The sequence below is a fragment of the Shewanella pneumatophori genome (assembly GCF_023283895.1).
Taxonomy (GTDB): Bacteria; Pseudomonadota; Gammaproteobacteria; order Enterobacterales; family Shewanellaceae; genus Shewanella; species Shewanella pneumatophori.
Genome location: NZ_JAKILB010000006.1, coordinates 200,877 through 226,673, shown reverse-complemented (window position 1 = coordinate 226,673; position 25,797 = coordinate 200,877). Strand labels below are relative to the sequence as shown.

The 25,797-nt window shown below is 43.0% G+C and carries 23 protein-coding genes; 8 read left to right on the top strand and 15 right to left on the bottom strand.

All coding sequences use genetic code 11. The features are described from left to right. The first annotated feature begins 158 nt into the window (after positions 1-158). Entirely contained in the window at positions 159-1,004 is an 846-nt protein-coding gene (locus L2740_RS11580; RefSeq protein ID WP_248950357.1) for a pseudouridine synthase family protein, read from the top strand. A 79-nt stretch (positions 1,005-1,083) separates the two neighbouring features. Here L2740_RS11580 and L2740_RS11575 read toward each other — a convergent pair whose 3' ends face one another. From L2740_RS11575 to L2740_RS11565, 3 genes are all read right to left on the bottom strand, one after another. Then, positions 1,084-1,764, bottom strand: a complete 681-nt coding sequence (locus L2740_RS11575) for a glutathione S-transferase (RefSeq protein WP_248950356.1) — start codon at positions 1,762-1,764, stop codon at positions 1,084-1,086. 249 nt (positions 1,765-2,013) lie between these two features. Next, positions 2,014-4,683 (bottom strand): TonB-dependent receptor domain-containing protein, encoded by a 2,670-nt coding sequence (locus L2740_RS11570; RefSeq protein WP_248950354.1) that lies wholly within the window; start codon positions 4,681-4,683, stop codon positions 2,014-2,016. Between the two features lie 137 nt (positions 4,684-4,820). Next, positions 4,821-7,640, bottom strand: a complete 2,820-nt coding sequence (locus L2740_RS11565; protein ID WP_248950353.1) for a hypothetical protein — start codon at positions 7,638-7,640, stop codon at positions 4,821-4,823. Positions 7,641-8,016: 376 nt separating this feature from the next. On the opposite strand from L2740_RS11565, the gene L2740_RS11560 reads away from it, so the two are divergent. The 4 genes from L2740_RS11560 (at position 8,017) to L2740_RS11545 (ending at position 10,890) form a co-directional block, all read left to right on the top strand. Next, the gene (locus tag L2740_RS11560) at positions 8,017-8,865 is read left to right on the top strand and encodes a mechanosensitive ion channel family protein (RefSeq protein WP_248950351.1); all 849 of its coding nucleotides are present in this window, start codon (positions 8,017-8,019) and stop codon (positions 8,863-8,865) included. Positions 8,866-8,913: 48 nt separating this feature from the next. Next, on the top strand, positions 8,914-9,282 hold the full coding sequence (locus L2740_RS11555; RefSeq protein ID WP_248950350.1) for a hypothetical protein: 369 nt from the start codon (positions 8,914-8,916) through the stop codon (positions 9,280-9,282). 436 nt (positions 9,283-9,718) lie between these two features. Further along, positions 9,719-10,084, top strand: coding sequence for a cupin domain-containing protein (locus L2740_RS11550; RefSeq protein WP_248950349.1), 366 nt, complete (start codon positions 9,719-9,721; stop codon positions 10,082-10,084). Positions 10,085-10,152: 68 nt separating this feature from the next. Then, the gene (locus tag L2740_RS11545) at positions 10,153-10,890 is read left to right on the top strand and encodes a LysE family translocator (RefSeq protein ID WP_248950348.1); all 738 of its coding nucleotides are present in this window, start codon (positions 10,153-10,155) and stop codon (positions 10,888-10,890) included. A gap of 183 nt (positions 10,891-11,073) precedes the next feature. Here the strand turns inward: L2740_RS11545 and L2740_RS11540 are convergent, their stop codons facing one another. Both L2740_RS11540 and L2740_RS11535 read right to left on the bottom strand, forming a co-directional pair. Then, positions 11,074-11,295, bottom strand: a complete 222-nt coding sequence (locus L2740_RS11540) for an amphi-Trp domain-containing protein (protein WP_248950347.1) — start codon at positions 11,293-11,295, stop codon at positions 11,074-11,076. A gap of 68 nt (positions 11,296-11,363) precedes the next feature. Next, positions 11,364-11,873, bottom strand: a complete 510-nt coding sequence (locus tag L2740_RS11535; RefSeq protein WP_248950346.1) for a hypothetical protein — start codon at positions 11,871-11,873, stop codon at positions 11,364-11,366. Between the two features lie 178 nt (positions 11,874-12,051). On the opposite strand from L2740_RS11535, the gene L2740_RS11530 reads away from it, so the two are divergent. Further along, positions 12,052-12,207 (top strand): DUF5993 family protein, encoded by a 156-nt coding sequence (locus L2740_RS11530; protein ID WP_248950345.1) that lies wholly within the window; start codon positions 12,052-12,054, stop codon positions 12,205-12,207. Between the two features lie 8 nt (positions 12,208-12,215). Beyond that, on the top strand, positions 12,216-12,764 hold the full coding sequence (locus L2740_RS11525; RefSeq protein WP_248950344.1) for a disulfide bond formation protein B: 549 nt from the start codon (positions 12,216-12,218) through the stop codon (positions 12,762-12,764). Positions 12,765-12,866: 102 nt separating this feature from the next. Here the strand turns inward: L2740_RS11525 and oleD are convergent, their stop codons facing one another. From oleD to L2740_RS11495, 6 genes are all read right to left on the bottom strand, one after another. Next, entirely contained in the window at positions 12,867-13,958 is a 1,092-nt protein-coding gene (gene oleD / locus L2740_RS11520; RefSeq protein WP_420833530.1) for a 2-alkyl-3-oxoalkanoate reductase, read from the bottom strand. 81 nt (positions 13,959-14,039) lie between these two features. Beyond that, positions 14,040-15,758, bottom strand: coding sequence for an olefin beta-lactone synthetase (gene oleC / locus L2740_RS11515; protein WP_248950342.1), 1,719 nt, complete (start codon positions 15,756-15,758; stop codon positions 14,040-14,042). Positions 15,759-15,763: 5 nt separating this feature from the next. Continuing rightward, on the bottom strand, positions 15,764-16,696 hold the full coding sequence (locus L2740_RS11510) for an alpha/beta fold hydrolase (protein WP_248950340.1): 933 nt from the start codon (positions 16,694-16,696) through the stop codon (positions 15,764-15,766). Positions 16,697-16,799: 103 nt separating this feature from the next. Then, positions 16,800-17,849: a 3-oxoacyl-ACP synthase III gene (locus tag L2740_RS11505; protein ID WP_248950339.1), complete on the bottom strand. Its 1,050-nt coding sequence runs from the start codon at positions 17,847-17,849 to the stop codon at positions 16,800-16,802. A gap of 260 nt (positions 17,850-18,109) precedes the next feature. After that, a complete protein-coding gene (locus tag L2740_RS11500) occupies positions 18,110-19,351 on the bottom strand; it encodes a methyltransferase (protein ID WP_248950338.1) in 1,242 nt (413 codons plus the stop codon). 121 nt (positions 19,352-19,472) lie between these two features. Beyond that, on the bottom strand, positions 19,473-20,654 hold the full coding sequence (locus tag L2740_RS11495) for a chemotaxis protein (protein WP_248950337.1): 1,182 nt from the start codon (positions 20,652-20,654) through the stop codon (positions 19,473-19,475). 237 nt (positions 20,655-20,891) lie between these two features. Between L2740_RS11495 and L2740_RS11490 the strand changes: the two genes are divergently transcribed. Then, positions 20,892-21,125, top strand: a complete 234-nt coding sequence (locus tag L2740_RS11490) for a DUF1289 domain-containing protein (protein ID WP_248950336.1) — start codon at positions 20,892-20,894, stop codon at positions 21,123-21,125. An 88-nt stretch (positions 21,126-21,213) separates the two neighbouring features. Here L2740_RS11490 and L2740_RS11485 read toward each other — a convergent pair whose 3' ends face one another. From L2740_RS11485 to pstB, 4 genes are all read right to left on the bottom strand, one after another. Then, positions 21,214-21,576, bottom strand: a complete 363-nt coding sequence (locus L2740_RS11485; protein ID WP_248950335.1) for a YajD family HNH nuclease — start codon at positions 21,574-21,576, stop codon at positions 21,214-21,216. Positions 21,577-21,686: 110 nt separating this feature from the next. After that, positions 21,687-23,663 carry a BCCT family transporter gene (locus tag L2740_RS11480; RefSeq protein ID WP_248950334.1) on the bottom strand — a complete coding sequence of 659 codons (1,977 nt, stop codon included), beginning with the start codon at positions 23,661-23,663 and terminating at the stop codon, positions 21,687-21,689. Between the two features lie 571 nt (positions 23,664-24,234). Further along, a complete protein-coding gene (phoU, locus tag L2740_RS11475; RefSeq protein WP_248950333.1) occupies positions 24,235-24,945 on the bottom strand; it encodes a phosphate signaling complex protein PhoU in 711 nt (236 codons plus the stop codon). Positions 24,946-24,965: 20 nt separating this feature from the next. Then, positions 24,966-25,784 carry a phosphate ABC transporter ATP-binding protein PstB gene (gene pstB, locus L2740_RS11470; RefSeq protein WP_248469361.1) on the bottom strand — a complete coding sequence of 273 codons (819 nt, stop codon included), beginning with the start codon at positions 25,782-25,784 and terminating at the stop codon, positions 24,966-24,968. Positions 25,785-25,797: the final 13 nt, after the last annotated feature.

Below are 25,797 nucleotides of genomic sequence, written 5' to 3'. Positions count from 1 at the left end.
ATAATCAATATGAATAGTCCAAGTCTGCATTAATAATCCGCCCAAAAAGCGCATAACGGTGAGGCTGAATGACGAGAAGTTATGCGTAAGCATGAGCTAAAAACAAGATAATCGTGTAAAATCATCGGCTGATAAATTCTCGTTGATAGCCGTATAGCATGAGCCCTTTGAAAATAGAAACCCATATTAAAATCCAATCAGCAGAGCTCGATGCCGCGAGTTTACTAGCTGAAGATACCGGCCTATCTAAACAGAGCATTAAACAAGCTATGCAAAAAGGTGCTGTGTGGCATAGTCATGGTAAGCAAACTAATCGTTTACGCCGTGCCAAAAAGCCATTAAAAGCAGGTGATGAGCTGCACCTTTATTACAACCAAGCAGTGTTAGATGAAGTCATTACTGCGCCAGAACTGCTATTTGATCAAGGCCAATACAGTATTTGGTATAAGCCGTTTGGTGTACGTTGCCAAGGCTCAAAATGGAGCGATCACACCACCATTAATCGCTTTGCCGAAACCCACTTAGACCCCGCTCGCAGCGCCTATATCATTCATCGCTTAGATCTCGCAGCAAGCGGACTTATAGTGCTTGGCCACAGTAAAAAAGTCACCGCAGCAATCGCCCATCTATTTGAAACCCGTGCGCTAGATAAGTTTTACCAAGTGATTGTTGAGGGTAAGTTTCCTGAGGGCAATATCAGCATTGATACCAATGTTGATAATAAATCGGCGCTGTCCCATGCCCATATACTCGAGTACAACAGCGAGCTAAATCAGTCTAAAGTTCAGGTAAAAATTGAATCTGGGCGTAAACATCAAATCCGCATCCATATGGCAAGTTTAGGTCACCCTGTCGTAGGTGACAGGCAACACGGCAATGGCAGCGAAAATACGCCTAATCTGCAACTAACGTCATGCCATTTGAGTTTTATTTGCCCATTGAGCGGCGAGCACAAGATATTTGAACTACCGCAAAGCTACCGCCCAGAGTTTCAACTCAATTAAGTTAGATAGTTTAAGTTAGATAGTTATTAGCTGTGTCACTAAAGCCCACATCCTTTTGTGGGCTTTTTTGTTGTATTTTTTAGGCTTTATCACCGCCAAATAACGTCTCATTAGCGCCCTCAGTCCATACAGGATATTGCGCCATGACTTTACTAAACATAGCACTTTGCAAATAACCATCTAACCAGCGCCGTACCTCAGGATAAGGCGACTGTAGATACCATTGCCGCTCTACTCGAGCAAATTGGCGAATAAAAGGCATAATCGCCACATCTGCAAGACATGCCTTACCACCAAATAAAAAATCATGTTGAGCTAAACGCGACTCTAGCTGCTGCAAATAGATTTCACACTCAGCGCGATACTGCAATAATTTAGGATCACGATAGCGTTTAGCGCTGCGATAATGCTCTAAACGGGGAATAAACTCGCTGTCAAATTGAGTCATTAACTGCTGCACTGTAGCTGCTTCACTTTGCTTGCCATTAGCAAGTGGCTGATGGAGTTGATAGTTGTTGAGATCGCTTTGGGCAAACGCCCACAGCATAATATCTCGGCTTTGCTCCAACACCTCACCACTTGGCAGCACCAATACAGGCACAGTCCCTTTAGGTGATGCCGTTAGCATTTGTGCGGGCTTTTGGCTCAATAACACTTCGCGCAAACAAACCGTTTGCTCAGATGCAAATATCGCCAACCTTGCGCGCATCGCGTAGGGGCAATTTCTCAGAGAATACAGCACTGGTAATGGCTTTTTCATGCAAAGACTCGCGTTATTTTGCCAACTTTCCCAAATAAAGCATGCTTTACTAAGGTGTTTATTTATCTATGATAATCATACGGCTACAGCGAGCAATTTTAAACAACAAACATGAAAGGTTACCAAGGTAAAAAGGCCACTTTTTTGTCCAGAAAAAGTGGCCTTTGGTACCGTAAACGCAAAAGGATTAGAATCGTTTACGGCGTTTTCTAGCGGATAACATACTCGCTAGTGCTTGTACTGCCTGTTTTAATACTGATAACTAATGTCGATAGTGTATTCAGTACCTGGGTCTTTGGCATAAACGGTTATGTTTTGCTGCTCATACTCGGTTTCTGAGCCCAATAGATTTTTCGCTTTTACTTTAATCGCGAGACTTTCTAGCGGGAAGTAACTATACGTAAAATCAAGGCTTTGGAATGGCTGCTCATACACATCATCCAGTCCACCGCGACCACCATACGCAATGCGATCACCAAACACGTTGTAAACTAAGGTGGCACTGTGTTCTTCGTTAGAGGAGTCATAGCTAAGTTGCACGTTAGTCACCCACTCAGAATGGCCTGTCATGCGGCGGCTATTATTAGTCGGGTCAATTTCACCGTTAGGGGCAATTTCAATTTCAGAATCACTTAAGGTCAAGTTACCTGCGACAAAGAAGTTGCTCCACACGCTATTTTCAGCCCCCAAGAAGCCTAAAGACTGTAGAAACTCAGTTTCGATACCGTAGATATAACCAGAGTCTGCATTGTAAAACTTAAGCTGACGCCCAGCCTCTGAGATCCGCTGAATAGGTTCAATCGGCGCATCGATGTCTTTATAAAAGCCACCCACACTGAGGTTGTTACCGGTTTCGCCATACCATTCCCAACGAAGATCTAAGTTATAAATATCAGAGCTTTGTAGTTCTGGATTACCAAAGAAGTCAAAACCAGTTACCGGATCTTGGAAGCGTACTGGTGATACTTCACGTAAGTCTGGGCGCACTATGGTTTTACTTGCACCAAAGCGCCACTGGGTTGTATCAGTGTTTTTCCAAGTTAGCGACGTTGATGGGAACCAACCATCTTCAGTAATAGCGTAATCAGTTAAGTCATAACGTCCGCCTTCATCAGAGATCTCACCATCAGGATCGATTGGCAAAGTGACTCGACGAAAATCTTCATAACGCACGCCAGCATATAGGCGCCATACATCATCAAAATCAACATCGACACTTACAAAGCCCGCATCTAACTTTTCTGCTGCAATGTAATCTTCAGTATCAGTCGATGCATCTTTAAGCTCAAAGCCTAAGGTGTCGTTAGCGATATTATCGTTGCTAAAGATCTGATTAAACTCTTGCGATAAAATATCGCCATTAGGATCTGTTGGGCTTAAATCCACATCAAAACCTAAACGAGTTGCGTAACTTTCGCGGGTGCGTTCAAAGTACTGATAGCCACCTTTAATCGTCACTATCGTGCTATCAAACTCTATCGGCAGAGATAAATCCCAGCCGTAGTTAGTGGTGTCATCATCTAATTGGCTATAAACATATTTTGGCGCATCTTGAGTATTAAGATTGCGCGAACTAAAGCCATTATTGTCATCAACCACTACGTTATAGGTATAAGACAATTCATTAGGTGCATAGCGCTCTGACCGAGCATCTGAGTACATCCAGTTCGCTTCTAAGTCCCACAACATCTCAAAAAAGTGCTGACCTTTGATTTGATTGCTAATCAGTGATCGTTCTTCATAATCAATATTGTAAACTTGCAGCGCGTTTGGTTCACCTAAGGTATCGATAGTTTCTTCCATCGCCACCGACACATCATCAGAGGTATCTCTTAGGTAAGTAGTAAAGGTCTCGATTTTATGATCTACGTTGAACTCAAAGCCCATGTTAAGCATGCCAGAGATCTGTACGATTGAATCCGTGCCTACAATCTGCTTTTCATTCTCAATTTGTGCTTGGCTTTCGTCACCATCTAATTCGACGTCTAGCTTGGTATAGTTTTCAGCTTGCTCTTTGTAAGAAGCGGCAGCCATAAAACCAAAAATTGACTCTTCGCCAATGTCCCAATTGTTACCTACTGCAATGTTGCCACGAATTCCCGGATCTGTGCCTTTAGTTTGCACTGTCATATCGCGGTTGATATCAAGGCCAAGTTGGCGATTCATCTCTTGCGCTGCTTGAAAATCAATTTGGCCGTTTGATCCCGTCACAATATCAATTGGGCTAATGCCGCCATATTGACTGTAGGTTTGGTTAATACTTGATGGCATGGCGCGCGTGCCATCATCTTTACCAAACCAGTCGTCATCGCCGCCGTTGTAGGTATAAGTATCTTGGCTGTCGTTACTGTTAAAACGACCACCTACCGATGCTTTAAAAAACAGATCTGCCGGTATTGATTTAGTTCGAATATCAACATGACCACCGCCAAATGCAGCAGGCATTGCTGCAGTGCTCGATTTTTGTACCGACAGTGACTCAATAATTGACGCCGGGAACATATCAAGCGGCACCACATTACGAGTTGGATCCGGTGATGGCACTACAGCACCATTTAATGAAGTACTCGAGTAACGCTCACCTAAGCCGCGCACATAAATAAATTTACCATCTTTAAGAGTTAAGCCTGTAACACGGCGCAGTGCTGATGCAGCATCGCTATCACCGGTTCGCGAAATCTGCTCTGAGCCCATAATGTCGGCAACAGCAATTTGTTCGCGGCGCTCTTCCATCGCCTCTGAAGCTGAGGTACGTAAACGGCCGGTAACTTCAATACGTTCAATGGGAAAGTCTTCGCCATTGTCTAATGTTTGATCTTGAGCGTAAGTTGGAGCAGCCGCGAATACTGCAGCTGCAGACACTGCCGAAGCAACAGCAAGGCTGAGCTTAGTTAAGGTAAAGTTCGGCTTGGTTTTCATACTGACAATCCTGAATGCAGTTTAATGAAAGCCGCGTTGCTGCGGCTTTAAATGACACAATAAACACTCCCGTTTCTTTTCAAATCTCAGCTCAATAACACAAAGTGGATTTGAAAAGACCCGAGAGTTAGGCTGACTTAGTTTGGAGTATGTACCCAGCCTTGACGCCAATCGTTAGTTCCATCAAATGCACCGATATAATCAGTCGATTCAAAGAAGCTATCGCTGCTCATATCAATACCTTGACCTAACAGCGTGGTATCAGTTGCTGCTGGCATGCCGTCAGTAATGCTGACTGCTGCAGTGCTATTACCCGCTTGACCTAAGAACCAAGTTTCTACATTTACTGCATCTGCTGTGGCTGCGTTGTCAGAGCTATATTTGAATGGCTCGTTACAATCAATCACAGAGTGGGAGATGGTCAGTTCGTTATTGGTTACGTTATCAACAAGGTCTGCATAAGTACCATCAAGCTCTAAACACTCACCGGTTTCAGTTGATGATGTAGAACCTTTACGACCTTGTACCAGTACGTTATTAAGTGAAGCAGCGGTTGCCACGCGAAGTAAAATCCCCTCGCCTTTATCGCCACTGGCGTTTTCAATATCTACACCAGGTAAAATAGTCACGTTCGACAGCACAGGCTTAGACACCGGAGTATCACCTGTACCTTTATGGCTATCACCTTCAATACCGCGGTTAGCACTTCCATCTTCATGAGTGATGTAGACAAACTGCGCCTTACCTTGCCAACCGTTAGTCCAATCGAGTGAGTCATCGAAGTTTTCAGTCAGATACACATACTTCATGTTGACTGCACCGCCCCAGAACTCAACGCCATCATCGCCATTAGCGTGTACTTGAATATGGTCAACTTGGGTACCGCTACCGACCGCTGCAAACGAAATACCGTTCATTTCTTGGGTATCGTTCACCTTAAAGCCGGCGTACTTGACCACTACATAGCTGATTTGACCGCTGTTATCAGCGTTATCGTTACCACCGTATGGAAAGTCACCCACTTCAAATGCAACATCACAGCTATTTGGATCATCACACTTGTTAGTTAAACCGTTACCCAGTAATACTAAGCCCCCCCACTGGCCGCGAGATCCTTCAGCGCCCATAATCACATCTTGCTCTGAAGTCATTTCAATTGGGTGCTCAGCGCTACCTTTCGCCATAATCTTTGAGCCACGGCTCACTGCGATATAGCTGTTGTCGGTGGCAAATAACTTAGTGCCTGCTTGAATCGCTAAAGTTGCAGAGTCAGTGTTATCACCACCAACAACGACTGCGCCGCCATCAATTTTGTACATTACGTTTTCGCCAGCAAGTAGTGTGGTATTGCTAGTCACATTGCCTTCTAAAGTACAAACTAGATTGATGCTGTCATCTTTATAAATGCCAGCAACAACGCTCTGTGCACTTGTACCTACTGGGCATGAGGTTAATACCGGTAGCGCCACAGGTGCAGGCGTAGCATCATCATGGATCGCCGTGGTCCAGCCCTCAGTCCAATCGTTGCTGCCGTCAAATGCACCTATATATGGCGCATCAGCTAAGCGCTGATCCACATTGCTTAAGTCTGCTGCGCCACCTGTTAGCGCAACCGATGCCGTATTCGGCATATAACCATTTAGATCTGATGCCCCGGCTAAGTTGCCCTCTTGACCTAAGAACCACGCTTCAACATCAAGTGCCAATGAGCGCCCTTCTTCAGCATCGACTTTGGCGTCTTTAAACGGCTCAACACAATCCACTAAGCTGTTCTGCATTGTGAGTGCACCATCTTGAGTGCTGACTACCGTGTTATCATCATTGATTTCTAAACACTCACCAGAGTTAACATCGCCTTTAACCAGAACGTTATAAGCATGAGCACCTGTCCCCTTACGGAATAAAATACCTTCAGCATCATCACCGCCGCTGTTTTCACCGTTAGCCACTTCAATAGTGACGTTAGCAATAGCCGGCAGAGACTGTGGCATTGCCGATGCATCGCTATTACTATCAGCTTCAATACCGCGGTTAGAACCGTTGTCAGCTTGGCGAATATAAACGTGCTGTGCGCTCCCTTGCCAACCGTTAGTCCAATCTAATGAGTCATCAAAGTTCTCAGTCAATACCACGTTAGAAATTGAAACATTACCGCCCCAAAACTCAACACCGTCATCGTTATTAAGGTGAACTTGAATATGGTCTACAACTGTTTGGCTACCTACTGCGGCAAACGAGATCCCGTTCATTTCTTGAGTATCGTTAATTTTAAAACCACCAAACTCAACCCGAACATACTTTAATGTGCCAGAGCTATCTTCAGTGTTGTCGCCGCCGTAGTTGTGACTGCCAACTTCAAATGCCGCATCACACGCTGTTAAGTCTGGACAAGTATTAACTGGTGCATTACCGAGTAGCACTAAACCACCCCATTGTCCCGCTTCGCCGGGCTGGCCGATTGCACTTTCTTTTGAGGTAAACACAATAGGCTGCGTTGCAGAGCCTTGTGCGTGAATTTTAGAGTCGCGACTAACCACTAGGTATGAATCGCTACCGCCAATAATTTTAGTGCCAGCACGTACTTCAAGTATTACGCTGCTTTCTTTATCGCCACCAACAATCACTGCGCCGTCTAACTCCCAAACAACATCATTACCTAGCACGATAGTTTCAGCATCTTGGCCACCAGTGTCACCACTACCAACTGTTGATGCCGCACTTGAAGGCGCCAATGTGCCTTTAAGCGTCCATACTTCTTTACCATCTACCGACAAGCTAGTGTTGCGCTCAGCAAAACCACTGTATGCCGCAGCTTGCTCACTTTGCGAAGGTGTCGTAGTAGGTGTTTCCGTCACCACTTCTTCAGCGCCGGTATTAATGTTGATGTCACCGCCGCAACCCGCTAATGCCATTGCAGTTGATAGTGCGCCAAGTTTAAAAATGTGTTTCAAGTCCATTGTCATCTCCGAAGACGGATTAAAAGTATGTATTAATTGGCAGATGAACCTAATACTTGGATATGACAAAAAGACTTCAACAATATGGCTTGAGTATTTCACTCGGATTTCAAAAATATTAATCCATTTAAAATCAATGGTTAACACATGGTTTTGCTACGCAAATAAATTCACAAAAATAACAATTTATTCACACAACTCACCAGGCTTTTGTCTACACATTGAGAGTTTTGATTAATAACTATGCGATTAAAAGGCGTAACTTGTTTTTTTATAGTGATAACTTTAGAGTGAGCTATATCGTTGTTATTGCATGAAACCTAGTGTTTATGCACCTAACTGACATCAACAATAATAAGAGTTAGCAGGGGATTTTGTGGAACAACTAGCCATTGCCATCGATTTTTTATTAACCCATAAGCTATTGCTTACGGTGTTAATCATTATTCTCATTTCAATGATTAAGCGTTTAGTGATCTCTCGCATTCGAGGCGATGTTGCCTTTCTGACCGAAGTGCAACGTAAATGGATGTCGCGCACTAAAAACGGCACTTTCATCCTTATCATCGTTATTTTGTTCATGTTATGGCAAACCGAAATCAGTAAATTTGCTTTATCTGTAACTGCTATTGCGATTGCTTTTGTTGTCGCATCAAAAGAGATTATTCTTTGTTTTACTGGCTCAATTCAGCGCGCCAGCTCACGCTCATTTGTCATTGGTGACTGGATTGAAGTCGGTAAAATCTGTGGTGAAGTAATTGAACACAACTTGATGGCAACAGTTATTCAAGAAATTGACTTACACCACGGCCAATATCACTTTACCGGCAAAACAGCTACTCTTCCGAATAGCATGTTCTTTAGCTATGCCGTTAAAAATCTCAACTTTATGAAGCGCTATGTTTACCATGATTTCAATATCACCGTGGTTGAGTTTGTGAACCTATATCCGCTGTTTGCTGAATTACATGAGAAGATTGAGGCCCACTGCGAAGAGTTTAGTGAAGTCGCTAAACGTTACAACAGTGTGATTGAAAAACACGCTGGAGTGGATTTGCCCGGTGCTGAGCCGCACATACATATTACCAGCGGCATTAACGGTGAGCAATTTGTGCATATTATGATTTTCTGCCCCACTGAGCAGGCAATTCATTTAGAACAATTGATCCGTGAGGATTTTATGATTGCTTACCACGAAGCCTTTGGCAAAGACGAGCGGGTTTGATATTAACGAGCAGCTATACAATAAACGATTAGTTTTCAAGGACTCGTTATGCATAGAGATTACTTCATTGGAATATCGATAGTATTATCTACATTTATAATATGTGGCTTTAGTTATGACTTCTACCGCACTGAAAAGCTGCTTGAATTAAAACAATTTCAAAAAGCGGAGCTAATAAGCGATGCGTTAACTCTTAATTTGATGAAAGAAGTTTCGCACGGTTTAAGCCAAGGTAAAACTGAAGAAACAAACTGCCTTCTTAGACACTTAATTATTGAAGAAGAGAAAAGAATTTCAACCGAGATAAGTACGTACGAGTTTGATAAGACAAAACTAGGTATTCTTAACAGATCGCTAAAAGCTCCGATAGCACCTTGCAGCGAAAACATACGAACCCACTTTAGACAAAGTATTTAAAAAATACCTTGCGCGGGCTCTGTATCGTTACATTTCCGCTTACCGTTTTTTAGCACTCGCAATACTAACTAGATTAACGACTTAGCAAACCAGAGTTGATAGCCTAAACAACTAAATCGTAAAAGACTGGCGAGCCTACTTGCTTACCCGTTTACTAAATCATTGGCTAAATCCATCTTTCACATATTATTATAACCCGCTATATTTAAAGTATATTTATCGTTTAATTGCTTATATAAACTATGTATTAATCCAATATGGATTATTGCCTTGCTTGCCTCCGTGATAGCTCTTTTGCTGGTAACCTTCATTGCCGTTCAATTTCGTGTTACTACTAAAAATGCGACGTAAGAGGTCGCTGAAAAGACAATTGGGGCTTTCTCCTTTGTCGTTTATTTTAAACTCTTAATAACGTGTAATAGCTAAGTAGGTTTATATGAAGAAAATAAATATTGCTGATAAATTTAATCTGTTCACCGAAGAGTGGACTCCTAAAGTAATAGCTAAGTCCAATGGGCAGCTGGTAAAAATAGCCAAAGGCAGTGGCGAGCTTGTTTGGCATAAACATGATAATGAAGATGAGTTATTTCTAGTGTTTAAGGGACAGCTCACCTTACAATTAAGGACTGGAAATATTGTGCTTAACCCGGGCGAAATGTATGTCGTACCCAAAGGTGTTGAGCACTGCCCTAAAGCACAGGACAACACTCACTTTTTAATGGTTGAGCCTGCATCTACAGCTCATACTGGTGACACTCAAAGCGAGCTTACCGTATCATCAGATGAGCAAAAGTGGATTTAGTGAATAACTAAAAGTGCTAACGAGCGCTAATCATTCTCGAAGCGTCATTATTTCAAAGTAGATAATCAATGGACATAAGTAACATCTTAGCTTTTATTGCAGTAGCGACACTGCTCGTTATCTCACCTGGGCCTAATGGGCTCCTTATCGCTAAAACCGTCCCAGTTTCAGGACAAAAAGCTGGTTTTGCCAATATTTGGGGCTTTGTTGCGGCATTTTATGTTCATGGCACACTATCAATTTTTGGTATTTCAATATTGCTAGTTCAATCAGCTCAGGCCTTTTTTATATTTAAAATGGTAGGTGCTGCCTATTTAATCTGGATAGGGCTAAAGGCTATTTATGGCGCTTTCAAACAAAGTGACACGCGCCCAATCAATGCACGTCATAATAGCCCTAATAATGGCCCTAGTATTAGCCAAACCATGGCTATGGCTGAGCCGAAGTCTAAGCTTTTAGCTAGCCCCAAAAATAACCCTATCGCTAATTCAGTGGTGAGTATGGCATCGGTGCGCGCAGCATTTTTAGAAGGCTTTATCACCAATGTTTTTAACCCGAAAGTATCAATGTTTTATTTGGCTGCTTTCCCACAATTCATGCCTAATAGTGAAAGTGCAATCAGTGCTTATGCACTCGTTACCACCCACACTGTGCTTAATTTTCTATGGTTTTCAATCATGGTGATTATGCTGGCAAAAGTTAAAGGCGTGACCAACAGTACTAGGTTCAAAATGTGGTTACATTCAATTACGGGTGTGTTTTTTATCGCATTAGGATCAAAACTAGCGTTCATGAAAAACGCTTAGTCATTATTGAATCCCCCCAAAAAAACCAGCATAACTTACTGTTTAATAAATACTGTTGATACTCTCAACTACCGAGTTTTATCGTTATTAAACATTAGCAATAAAAAACGCAGTGTTGGCTTAACACTGCGTTTTGTAATTTTATACCAATTAGTTATTTCAAGATTGCTCGTAAGCTACAGACTAATTTGACCACTTGACCTGAAACTCAATCTCTTCTTCAGAGTCGCCACGTTCATGCTCAATACTATACGCTGCGCGCACTGGCACGTATATGCGCTCACCGGCTATTTGGATTTCAAACTGATCGCCTGACTCTATCGCGTCTGCGAGGCGTCTTAATTTAGCCACAAACTCTTCATTACTATAAACTTTCTCAATATCCCTATTAGACTTAGCTGTCATCATGTACTCCTGTTGCGATTTAACTTTACTATCTATTAGTCATGTATTTACGCTAAAATTAGTGAGTTTCAGTCGAGCTTTACCCAAACCTCAACTTCTTTCAACGTCCCATCTTCTGTGCGCTTTGTATGCCATTCATTCCCTTTAAGCTCATAGGTAAACGCAAATGACACACCAGGCTTTACTCCGAAAGAGTTCAACTCGGGAAACTCAACATAGTCGGTTGCAGTATACTGATAGCGACCAGTACCCGCCGCCCAAAACTCATTTTTAGGTTGTTCCGTCGTGCCAATATTCTTGACTGTTGTAAAGCTAAAATGATTAGCAGAAATCACCTTAATAGCACTCAATTTTAAATCTGCATAATCGACCCACTTACCCTTACCATCTAAATATTTACCTGATACGAGCTTCCAGCTTCCCTGTAACGGATTATCCTGAGCGATAGCAAAAAATGGCGTCGTTAATAAAAGCGCCGCTGCAAAAACACTGTTAAGTAATACCTTATTCAACAAAGCTAAATTCCTTTTATTGTAGATAATTAAAAATCCAAATTTTAACGAAAAGCCTAAACTCACCGTAATCCAACCTAATGAACAGCATGCAGCATTAAGCTCTACAGAGAGAAATTTATATATTATTTTTCAAAATTAACACATTAGACTAATTTACATTAGACTTTACGTAACTAGCATCTAGGCAAAACCCATCAACTCAGCGTTATAGGCAAGTGTTGGACATTTAAGGGACTTTATTATGATGACACTACTCTTTGTATTATTTTTAATGGCGATGATATTCGCGCTTAAAAATAAAAGAACCCTCGCATTTTATAGCTTTGCTATCGCACTCGTAGCCAGCATTTTTTGGTTTTCCCATCATGCTAGCGATACGTTAGCTATTTTATTATAGGTGATAACATGACTGAGCAACTATCAAGACAATTGAACGCACTCGGTGCAATTGCTATCTCTTTAGTATTGGGATTTGGATTTTATGCGCAATTTGCAGCTGGAGAGCTGCCTTGCCCACTATGCCTATTGCAACGCGTAGGATTTGTCGCGGTGATGTTTGGACTTATTTGTAATGTGATCTTTGGTCCTAGACCGGTTCATTATGCCATCATGATCTTTGCCGCTTTATTTGGCGCTGCTGTAGCGCTAAGACAAGTGGCTTTGCATGTTATCCCAGGAACACCTTTCTACGGTGATGCATTCTTCGCCTACCATTTTTACACCTGGGCCTTTATCACCTTTAGTATTATTGTCTTTGGTACAACGGTGATGTTGTCGTTTTCATCTCAATATCAACCCACACGTTTTCAACCATTAAAGTCTATGCCTTTGTTAAGCCGAATCGCCCTCTTTTCTGTATTGGCGGTAACAGCGCTAAATGCGGTGAGTACTTTTGCAGAATGCGGGCCATTTCAATGCCCGGACAACCCAGTGAGTTATTGGTTATTTAATTAACTATCACCACTCTAACCGCATATATAAACGAAAAAGACAGCAATGAATTGCTGTCTTTTTCTATCACGAGCCGTCGATAAGCCAATGGAAACTAAACCTCAGCTAATCCGGTTTGTTAAGGCTTGCCTTTAAATATTGCATGCCATCATCAATACTCACTAACGCGCTATAACCCAAATCTTGTTTAGCGGCGCTGATGTCAAAGTAGTGACTAGTCGATAGCTGGCGGGCAACAAAACGCGTCATAATCGGCTCATCTTGTTTACCTAACAAACCGTATACGGACTCAAGCAAACAGCCCGCTGCATAGGCAAGCTTGGAAGGTACACGTTTAGTCACTGGTGGCAGGTTCTTACAAGCAAGAATTTTATTGAGCATTGCCGCCATCGTTATCGGCTCATCATTGCTGAGGTAATATGCTTTACCCGCACACACAGTTTGAGCAGCCTTGTCACTCTCACTAAGCCTTAATGCTGCCAATATATGTGCATAAGCGGCATTGCCTACATAAATAGTGTCGACCAGCTTATCTTGCTTACCCACCAGTTTTAATCTGCCTTTTGCTGCTCGTTCTAGCACACGCGGCACAAGGTGAGGATCATTCGGGCCCCATATCAAATGTGGCCTTAGTGCTGTGGTGCCAAGTTGCTTACCGTTACTCAGTAAATCGCCATTAGCTGCTAGCATCATTTGTTCTGCTATCGCTTTAGATTCACCATAAAAGTTTAAGAACTTGGCAGCATACGGCGCTGACTCGTTATTGCCGTCTTCATCATTGCCCGCAAAGGTAACACTTGGGGTACTGGTATAAACTAAATGAGCGATATTGGCTTGTTTACAAGCACTAATAATAAAGCGTGCACCATCAACATTAGGCGAATAGTAGCTTTGCTTACTGCCCCACACTCCAGCTTTTGAAGCAACATGAAACACCAAGTCGCAGCCTTGCATAGCCCTAAGTAATGCTTGCTCGTCTGCAATATCGCCCTTAATCATATTTACGCCAATTGCGCTTAGCTCTGGATAATCTCCACGGGCAAAGCCTGTGACCTTAATACCTGCTGCAACAAGTCTCTTGCATATTGCCTCACCTAAGAAGCCGCCTGCACCAGTAACAAAAGCATGACTGACATTTTTCTTCAGTGCGGTTAATGCCGCTTGCTCTTGAGGAAGCAGCACGTTGAACTCGCAAATTGACTGCGTTGTTTGAGTTGACTGAGTGGCTTGAGTCGCTGTGCTAGCGCTAGATGAGGTAACTGTGGCAGACAAGATGCATTATTCCTTAATTTGTTTTTGCGCCCAAACCGCAAGTTTCTCTCTAAAGATCTTGGCGTTATGGCGGATATCAACAGGAAAATCGGGGTGAATTAAAAAGCGCTCAATTCCTTGAGTTTGCGCATGTTGCTCGGCAATCGCTTTAAGTTCGCTATAAAGTACACCAGATAATGAGCAAGCAACAGATTGCTTCAGCTCAATGCATATTAATGGCGTGGTTTTACCGCCAATTTGCACGGCAACTAACGCGCTGCGCTTCACATCGCTATGAGTATTAAAAATACGCTCACAAGGAATAGAGTAATAACGTTTTGGTTGATTCATGGTGGCAGGTAACGCATCGGCATCAACCCTGTGCGCTTTACGGCCGCACATCCACAGTAAACCGTCACTATCGAGATAACCGAGGTCGCCCATGCGATGGCGTATGTTGTCACTATCTTGAATTTTTGCCACTTGGGTGGCACTGTCACGCTGATAGTAACTCGCGCTCACCATCGGACCTTTTACAACGATTTCACCGATTTGATTAGCAGGTAGCCACAACTCATTGTGCCAGCTTGCAATCGGCTGCTCGTCAATATCAATAATGGCTATATCAACGCCATCAATTGCGCGGCCGACACAAATACCGCCACCGTTATCGGTTATGGCCGTGGTGTTAAACAGCTCACTACTGGCCATTTTACTAATAGGTAGCGATTCAGTGGCGCCATAAGAGTTAAGCACTTCTACACCACTATTAAGCATTTTGCTAAAGCGCTTTATCGATGAAATGGTTGCTGGCGCACCTGCAGAAATGACTCGTTTGATAGAACAAAGCTTGTGAGACTTTTGCTCGCCCGCTTGACCAAGACGCTCTATCAGCGCAGGGTTTACAAACATATTACTGCATTGATATTTTTCAATTGCAGCAAAGATAAACTCTGGATTGGCAGTGATCGGCTTGCTGGCATCCATATCAGGCACAATTGACGCCATCCCAAGTGCTGGGCCAAACAGCGAAAACAGCGGGAATGTAGCTAAGTCGCGCTCGCCAGGTTTAATCTGATAGTCATTTTTCAGTGCGCTAATTTGCGCTTCAAACATCTTATGTGAATACACCACACCTTTTGGTGTGCCAGTGCTACCGCTGGTAAACAAAATCGCCGCCATTGCATCGCTATCTAACCACTGCATGGCAAATGCTTTATCAGTTGCCCTATTGGCTGCAACAACGCTTGCTAGATCTTTAGCCCCTGTTAATGGGTTTAGCAATTTGCTGCCGCCAACATTAATCTTAAATTTTACGCTGGACTTTCCCCAACCAAATAAACGTCTGGCAATATGTGCTTTAGGAATGCCAATAAAAGCATCAGGTTTTGCCTCAACAAAGCATTGCTTAAGGTTTTTCACGCCCATGCCTGGGTCAACCAAAATAGGGATTATTCCTGCTTTGAAAAGTGCAAAGGTTAAGCAGAAAAAGTCGATACTTGGCGTGACCATCAACACGGCTTTCATACCCGGCCTAAGACCATGATGAACCAGCGCAGCGGCAAGTGTATCGCTCTTGTTATGCAAGGTTTGAAAGTCAATCTCTTGGTATTGCAAGCTACTTAGCGAGCGACTGTTTGATTGCTGCACGGCAACCGCAAGTGATGTAGGAATAGTTTCAGCGGCGCTAACTAAATGACGGCACAAATTTGCGCCGTCATTTTTTATATTACTCTGACTTACCATAGCGACTAAGCTACCGATTCTTGCTTAGCATCATCGGTCTGCTTAACTCCAGCAGCTTGTACCTCAGTTTCAGCAATAAAGTCTTTAATATGACCAATGACTTCATCACTAGCATCTTCAAGAATATAGTGACCACAATCGCTAAACTCATGCACTTTGGCATGCGGCATTCTTTGCTTCCACTCAGTTAAGAAGTGCTTGTCGAATACAAAGTCTTGTAAGCCCCAACAGATAACCGTTGGCACCTGTTGGAATTGAGATAAGCTAGCTGCGATATCAGATACCAAATCGTAATTACGGTCACCCGGCTTTAGCGGGATATCTTGCACAAAGCGCAGGGTCGAAATACGGTTTGCCCATGAGTTAAAAGGAGCCACATAAGCTTCGCGGATATCTTTATGCATTGGTTTACGTTTTACACCTACATAAGATGCAGCCGATGAAAATGCGTTAAACCCACGAACAAGAAAAGTGCCTAACGCAGTGTTACGGCAAATCGATAACGCCCAAGGAAACGGCTTAGTCACTGGCAGATGGAATGCACCCGTATTTAAAATCACCAAACGTTTAATACGCTCAGGATAACGCGCTGCGTAGCCCATGCCTATCATGCCGCCCCAATCATGAACCACTAGGGTAATGTTTTGTTTTACATCTAAGTGTTCAAGCAAAGCTTCTAAATCATCAATGCGATTTTTAAGGGTGTAATCATAGCCACTGTCGTCAGGCTTATCTGATAGGCCGCAGCCAATGTGATCAGGCACAATACATTGATGCTTGTCGCTTAATGCACTGACCAAATTGCGGTAATAGAAAGACCAGCTAGGGTTGCCATGTACCATAACAACCGGCTCACCTTGACCTTCATTAACGTACTGAAGCTTATTACCGTTTCTATCTAAATAATTGCGTTTAAATGGGTGCAGAGTGTCTAGCATGACGTTTCCTATCTTTCTTATACTTATTGGACGCTGTGTAAGCTAAGGGGCAAACTTGGCGTTTGCAGACAATAACGCGAGCAGTGCCCGCGTTATTCATGCCTTACCACTTAAGGCCTAACATCATGCAGTTCAAACCACTGCCTATACCTAAAAAGCTTACTTGGTCGCCGCTTTTCAAAAAGCCTTGATCATGTGCCATTGCAGCAGTAACAGGCAAAGATACTGTGCCCATGTTGCCCAGTAACTTATAGGTTGGAAACTCTTTTTCTTCCGGAATATTTAATGCGCTCAGTACATTACGACGGTTAGACGCCCCCACTTGGTGACAAATAACTTTATCGACTTGCTCAACTAACCAGTTACGTTGCTCAAGGAAGTGGCTCCAAGTATGACGAGCAAGCTCTACGCCTTCTTTTAGCAGTGCGACACCATTAGTACGCATAAACTCGCGATACAGCTGTGGACCCGCTTCTTCAAGGCCCCATTGACAGAGATCGTAATGCTCTGGCGCCGATAGATGGCTAGCACCTAGCAGTTGGTGTTGACGATTGCCTTTAAGGTTTAAGCTGCCATCGGTCAACAAGACTGCCACAGCGCCTGAGCCACCCGTTAATGTCGCTAATGACTGCGCATAATTTTGCATTGTCGGTTCTGCCAGCATTTTATCGATAGTGATATCGACAATATGACGAGCAGACTCACAAGAGACCACAAGGCCGGCTTTAATTTGGCCAAGCTCAATACGGTTGGCGATATCTAAAATGCCCGAAAGCACACCCAAACAGGCGTTACTGATATCGTAAATAGCAGTGTCTTTAGAGACGCCAAGCTCGGCAGCAATACGGCAAGCAGTAGCTGGCTCATGTTGGTCACGGCATACACCGGTATAAACCACTGCGCCTAAATCGCTTATCTGCACATTAGTTTCAGCAATAGTTTTATGGGCTGCTGCTAATGCACCATCAGATAAACGGTGCCCTTTAGGCCACCAGCGTCTTTCATGTATTCCCGTTAACGTGGCAAGCTGCCCCATTGGAATACGAAACTTTTGGTATAAAGGCGCTAAACGCGATTCAAGCTCCGAAGTCGACACAACTTCTGGCGCTAGCTCGTAGGCCATACTATTAATAAAAACGCGGGAATATTTCATGAAACTGCTTTTAGTCGCTCACAAGATTGGCGGATTAACAGCCTATCAAGATTGTTATTTATTATTAACCAGCCATTTGAGCAAGAAAATCCCAATGATTCAATAAAAAACCGCATTACATCGCTCTTTTAATCTGATCCATCTTAGACTTTACTTGAAAAATGGCGTCACTTTTCGCGCGGATTCAATCACAGCTAACTTAATTACAACTTAATAAACAATTTGTTACGACAAGATTAAATTAAGCTAGCCTAGAATTTTTATTTAAATGCAGTAATTAACGCATTTCTCGGCGTAATACTGTTTGCGCAAAATTCACTCAAACTAACCTGGTAGCCATGCTCTTCTAGATAGCAGACTCTATCGAGTAATAACCATTGCTCGAGTGTGGTTCTAAAAAGGTGAGCCACTAAATCGATGCGACGAGTCAATCTTTGGCGTTGCTCGCCTAGTTCGCAATAATACTGCCAATTGATGTCATCGGCCAAGTTCACGTCTTTAGCTGCAGCAGCCCACTTACAAAAGTCGCTAAACTCTCCATTTAATTGGCTCTGCTTTAGCGCTGGTACTGGCAAATAGCTATCAGTTTGGCGCACCTCACGTTGCAGCGCATCATAACCTAAGCGCCAAGCCATTTCCTGCAGACGAAGAGCTTTATGTTTTTCGTTTGCAATCACGCTTTGCTGCAGTGGCAACTGCAGATCAGCACGATGTAAGGTCAATTCACTTGCTTTGGTCACAGCCGATAATGGCTGATACTGTTTGTCTTGAATAAGGTGATAACAACAAGGTGAAATCACAACCTGTTGCGTGCCTGCATGACAAGCATGCTTAAGTAACTGCACATGCAAGTCACCACAGGCATGCAGCGCTACAGCAAGTTGCTTGGTTTGCAATTGCTCACTTTGGCCAGCAAAAGCATCGGCACAGATAAAGCGCTGTGGCAGCTGCCACTTAGTTGCAAACATTTCTCCAGTCTCACACAGGCTTTGTTGCCATTCAAGACTGACCACTTCTCTGTGATGAGCTTTGGCGATTAACCTGCCTAAATGGCCTTTACCTGCACACCATTCAAGCACAGGCGTTTTATCGACGGGAAGCTTAGCAACAAAGGCGTTAATCTGTTGCCACTTACGCCCTTTAATATGGGCGCTAAAATGCGCTTCATCAATTTCATCGAGTAATTGCGGCGTAGATAACACCTCTGTCTCAACTGGTGTTACATTACCTATGGCTGATTGCTCCAACAGTGCAATAGGCCAGTCTTTAGCTTGTGCAGTTAAATCAGCGATTAATGCAGGCAATAAGGTTTTATTTAAGGTGTACTGACAGGCATCAATCTTATCTAGTACATCATCATCTAACTGCCAAACTAACTCGGCAAGCACCGGAAAATCCTGTTGCCAAGGTAAATCCTGACACTCAAATGAACGACAACGCCATAGCATCTGGCTCTGAGTGAGTAAGGTATCTATTTGCTTTAGTTTTTGCTCTGCAGTCATGGAATTGATAATAGCTTTTATATTGAAGTAAAAAGATGCACTAATGAAAACGAGCAGCTTAGTGGCTGCCCGTTAGTTTATCATGCGATAGCTACATATATAGCAGACTATTGCTTAACGACTACTTGGTCGCTGCCTCTGCTTTCAACTTGGGAGTCGTTTGCTTTTTTATCTGCATCCGCTTACCTAACCACACACCTAAGCCTAGAGGAGCAAAAAAGACCACAACTAAGAAGAGTACAAAGTACAAAATTAAGCTCTTCAGGGTTTTAGTGATCTCTTGAAAAACCACTTCTACCGCATTTTGTGAGATCTGCTCTAAGTCAACAGCCGCAGCCGCACGTTCACGTGCCACCATGGTTTCTAATGCTTGACGCTCATTCTTAACCATTAGCTCTAATGCTTGACGTTCAACTGATAACTGTTTCAGCTTATCGTCGGTATCTGCGCTAAGCTGAGCTAACAATGGCGTTAACTCTTTACGCATATCAACCGCCAATGACTGCATCATTTCAGGGCTTTGCGCCATCAGTTGCTGAAACTTAGCTGATGTGTCGCTAATACTGGTTAAAGTACGCTGAATTTCATCGGCATTGATATTTGAGTGCAGTGCGTACAGCTCTGCTTTCCAACCTAAGATTTTAGGCATTTGCTCGGCAATCATCGCCATTCTGTCAGAAATGTCGCTCATCACCTCAGGCACAGTACCAAAGGTGGTGATGGCATCAAATTCACTAATTTGGTGAAACTCAAGCCAATCAGTAAATGCAGATTCGCGCGCAAATGCCATATCCTTGATTGGATGACTAGCGACATACTCTTTAACGAACTTTTGGTTCTTGTTAAATTTAGCAGCGCCGAAACTCTTTACGGTACGCTCAAATTGATCACGTAATTTAATGCTTGCTTCAACTGCAACAGCTTGCTGTTCACCAAAGACATTTTTACCAGCACCAGACTCAAAAAACTCCACCATTTGCTCGGTGAATACCCATGTATCTAGCATTGCAGCCGTTGGCGATGCTTGGAAAATAGTATGCTGTAAATTCTGCTCAGCGTTAATCTTCCACATTAAGGTGTTAGATTTAACCGGAATGCTGTCAGTGTTGCGCTCAATCAAATCTGCAGCGCTTTCAACCTGACTATAGAAAACCGTACTAAAATCACGACTAAATACACGCATATTTAACTGTTCTTGTGGCAATGGCTCAATACCACTTTCCAACTTAATTTCTAGCAGTGAACACCCGTTTAACAGTGTTGCTGCAACAGCGATAAAACAAAAGCGAAACACCGCTTTCATAACTCCTCCAAAAAACACACAATACATTGAAATAAAAGGCCTAATGGCCAATATGCATCAATACTACCATCGGTTTATGCCGTTACCTATTGCTATGTCAATTATGGACTACTCACGCACATTGTGCGGCGCTTGAGTAAAAGATTATCACCAAGCAAATAACTCCACACTTGTAAGTTCTAGTTCGCTCCCTTAAGATCTGCCGCAAATTCGAACAAATAAAAAGTTAATTCTATTATGCAATCACCCTGCGTTGCTCGCTGCGGATTAAACGATGAAGATTATTGTATGGGCTGTTATCGTCATATTGATGAAATTGTAGGCTGGGGCAAAGCCAGCGATGACCGCAAAGCTGAAATTTGGCAAAACATCAACGCTCGCAAAGCCAATATGCAAGGTGGTGAAAATAGCGCAATTTTAAGTCGTGATAAATGGCTAGAAGCTGAAAGCCGTATTAAAGAAGTGAATTAACTCTACCGCAAAAAATAGGCGCAAAAAAGCCGCTTAAGAGCGGCTTTTTAATGATTGCGTCATCGCTATACCATACAAGATAAGGATGTTACTTTTTCAGCATGCTCTTCAAATCAGCAAACGGATTATAAGTTGCTACTTCAACTTTAGTTTCAGTGGTTGAACCGTACTGAATCAACTCTTCAAACTTTGAGTGTTCGTTATCGTGGCAGTAAAGACACAACAGCTCCCAGTTTGAACCATCTGATGGATTATTATCGTGGTTATGATCACGATGATGCACCGTCAACTCTCTCAGATTGGCATTATTAAATTCACGAGTACAACGGCCACAAACCCATGGATATAATTTTAGCGCCTGCTCGCGGTAACCCACTTCACGCTTTGCTTTATATTCCCTAGCTTCAGCCAATACTCTATCTAACTTACTTTGCCCTTGATTGGTCGACATTACATTTCTCATTTAAAGTTTGTTACCTAGACTCGATTGTATACCGAGTCTAGGTAGATTTCATCGCAAAATATCCGTGAATATGAGCCGCGATTTATTTACTTTGCAAACTAGTTCGCTTCGCTACCTAAGTACTCAGAACTTGAAAGGTGCAAGTAATGTAAGTACTTCTCATATTGGGTCACTACATCGGCTAACAGCTGATCTTGAGTAAAGCCCATCACATCGTAGTGTTGACCACCGTGTTCTAGGAATACTTCTACTCGGTAGTAGGCTGTATCACCTTCAGCAACTTCACTTTCAAGCGGGTTAGTAATACTGAAGGCACGGATCCTAAGACCATAAACAAAGTCATTGTGCTCTTCACTGTGAACCACAAAGCGCACACGATTATCAAAGTTTAGGATCTCAGCTGAAATCGAACGACTTAAGAAGCTTTCACACACTTTAGTTAATGCAGGCTGCGCCACATCATCTAAGAAGTCTTGCGCCTCTTGCTGGCTAGGGTGCGATAACAACACATCAATATGCGACTCCCAGCTCACGTTCGTTTTAGTGAACTGGACGCTGGTATTGTGCGACTGTACGCTGTTGATCTTAAGCCAGTCATCTTTAAGCGCAATATACAAGCCAAAGCACATGAGTAACATCACGATTAAGAATGGTAGAGCACTGGCAATCGCTGCGGTTTGTAATGCTTGTAAACCACCCGCTAGTAATAACACCGATGCCACAACGCCTTGCATAACAGCCCAAAAGATACGCTGCCAAACCGGCGCATTGTGATCGCCACCAGAGGTTAAGTTATCAATAACTAATGAACCTGAATCTGACGAAGTCACAAAGAAGGTCACCACCAAACAAAGCGCAATGGAAGATAGTAAAGTCGAGAATGGCATATGCTCAAAGAACACAAACAGAGCAACTGACACATCTTTAGATACCGCTTCAGATAAATAAGTGCCGCCGCTTGAGATCACTTCAATAGCGCTGTTTCCAAAACCGGTCATCCATAAAAATGTTAGTGCTGATGGTACAAACAGCACACCCACTAAGAACTCACGGATAGTACGACCACGAGAAACACGAGCGATAAAGGTACCAACAAATGGTGACCATGAGATCCACCAGCCCCAATAAAGAAGCGTCCAGCCACCAATCCAATCGTTCTTTTGCTCGTAGGCGTACAAGTTAAATGTTTTACCTACAATATCACTTAAATAAGCACCGGTGTTTTGCACAAATGCTTGCAGTAATTCAACGGTTGGGCCAAAGATAAGCACAAATACCAGTAGTAAAACTGCTAGCAATAAGTTCAATTCGCTTAAGCGCTTAACGCCTTTATCTAGACCTGAGAAAACTGATAGTGTTGCAATACCACACACACCAATAATCAAACATACTTGAACCGTTGTGCTAACAGGCACATCAAGTAGGAAGTTAAGTCCAGAGTTAAGCTGGAAAACACCAAAGCCAAGTGATGTAGCCACACCAAACATGGTGCCTAGTACCGCAAACGTGTCGACAGCGTGACCAATTGGGCCATAAATCTTATCGCCAATTAGCGGGTATAAAGCACTTCTTGGCAATAAAGGTAACTTATGGCGGTAAGAGAAATATGCCAAACTCAATGCCACAACAGCGTAAATAGCCCAGGCATGAATACCCCAATGGAAGAAAGTGATCTTCATGGCATCTTTTGCCGCTTGAATGGTCATTGGATCTGCATCAGGTGGCGACATATAGTGCATCACAGGTTCTGCAACGCCAAAGAACATCAAACCAATACCCATACCTGCTGAGAACAGCATGGAGATCCAGCTCTTGTAGGTATAGTCGGGTTCAGCATGATCAGGGCCAAGCTTAATATCACCAAAGCGGCTGACCATAACGAAGATGATAAAAATAAGGAAAACGGCTACACCAAGGATGTAAAGCCAACCAGCTTTAAGCTCAAACCAAGATTGTGCGGTTTTAAAAATATCTTGTGATTGTGTCGGCCATACGGCACAAACAACAACCATTAACGTGATTAAAATAACTGATGAAAAAAAGACGGGTGGATTAATGCTCGATTTTATCGACATAGAGTTACCGAAATTAATTAAGTACGCGCAATTATTCTAGCTTGCGCGACAAGGCCGCCATGTTGCGTTGTGTATTAACTGATAATCACAATACACTGGCGGGGTTATTATTGTGTTGTTCGACTCGTAAGTGATACTCACCTTAAACATGCTAAGTGTCCCGCAAATTATCTAAAACAATAGATAATGCCTTGGGTGATTTAACATATTAATACCAATCAAGAAAATATTTGCTTTCACTTTAGCTACTAGAATGGCTTAAGTAATAAGCACTTACTTACCTTAAAACGTACAACAAATCACATTGAATAGCCCAACTTGAAAACACCGTATTACGGCCGGTTCAGCTATTAAATGGGATTTTACTAACAGGGAGCTACAACACACTATTCACTTACACTATACATTATTTATCGGCTTAACGGTTTCGTCTATAGCCCATAAATAAAAAAGCAGCTTAATCGCTGCTTTTTTGCATTACCTAACTCAACATTTATAAAGAACTGTGAACTCAATCTCACTGCGCCTTATTAACATTTAGCTCAACCATTGATACATTTGCTAATAAATATTAAAGTTTTAAGTCTTTTTCCATCTCTTCATACGAGATGTGGCGCACATCTTTACCTTTTACATAGTAGATAATGTACTCGCAAATATTCTGGCAACGATCCCCTACACGCTCTACCGCGCGCGCCGCCCAAAGTACATCTAGCACCTCAGGAATTGAGCGAGGATCCGCCATCATATAAGTCATCAATTGACGGATAATCCCTTCGTATTCTGTATCGAGCTTTCTATCTTCTTTGTGTAACTCTAACGCGACATCGGCGTCCATACGCGCCAAAGCATCGAGTGTTGAGTGCAATGTACGGGTTGCATGACGTCCCATATTCTCAATGCTAACAAGCAGTGGCTGCTGATTTTTAGAGCGCTTATCCATGGCAGCTTTTGCAATTTTTACACAAGCATCGCCAATACGTTCAAGATCGGTAATGGTTTTTGAAATCGCTAACACTAAGCGTAAATCACTTGCCGCAGGTTGGCGTTTAGCAATAATTCGAGTGCACTCTTCATCGATTGCGACTTCCATGCCATTAACTTTGTGGTCGCCGTCTATCACCTTTTGCGCGAGCTCAGCATCTAGTGCGCCTAACGCATCTAATGATTGCTCTAGTTGACGCTCGACAAGGCCGCCCATCGCCAATACACGGTTACGGATATCATCAAGCTCAGCATTAAACTGCCCTGAGATATGCTTATTTAAATTCATGTTTTCCATTGCAATAATTCCTATCTCAATTAACCGTAACGACCGGTAATATAATCTTCGGTCTTTTTCTGCTTCGGCGTGGTGAAGATGGTATTGGTATCAGCATACTCAATTAACTCGCCCATATACATAAAGGCTGTTTGGTCTGATACACGCGCCGCCTGTTGCATGTTGTGCGTTACGATAACAACGGTATATTTCGATTTAAGGTCAGTGATCAACTCTTCAATTGTTAAGGTTGATATTGGATCCAGTGCGGATGTTGGTTCATCAAGCAGCAATACTTCAGGCTCAATGGCGATTGCGCGAGCAATCACTAGACGTTGTTGCTGACCACCAGATAAACCAAATGCGTTGTCGTGCAGTCTGTCTTTCACTTCATCCCAAATCGCGGCGCCTCGAAGCGAGCGCTCTGCTGCATCGTCAAGTTCGCGGCGATTATTTACCCCTTGCAGGCGTAAACCGTAAACCACGTTCTCATAAATTGATTTAGGGAATGGGTTTGGGCGCTGAAACACCATACCAACGTTACGACGAAGCGCGGCTACATCCACTCTTTTATCGTAAATATTCTGACCATGTAACATGATCTCACCACCAATATGGCAGTTGTCGACCAAGTCATTCATACGGTTAATACAGCGAAGCAGTGTCGATTTACCACAACCACTTGGGCCGATAAACGCAGTCACCTTTTTCTTAGGGATCTTCATCGACACATCAAACAGTGCCTGCTTATCGCCATATTTAAGATCCAAGTTGCGGATCTCTAGAGCTGTTTGTTCTTCTGTAAGGTTTTCTAGGTCTAGCATATCAGTCTTCATTACCGATTGATCTATTGAAATCATGTTCTGTCCTACT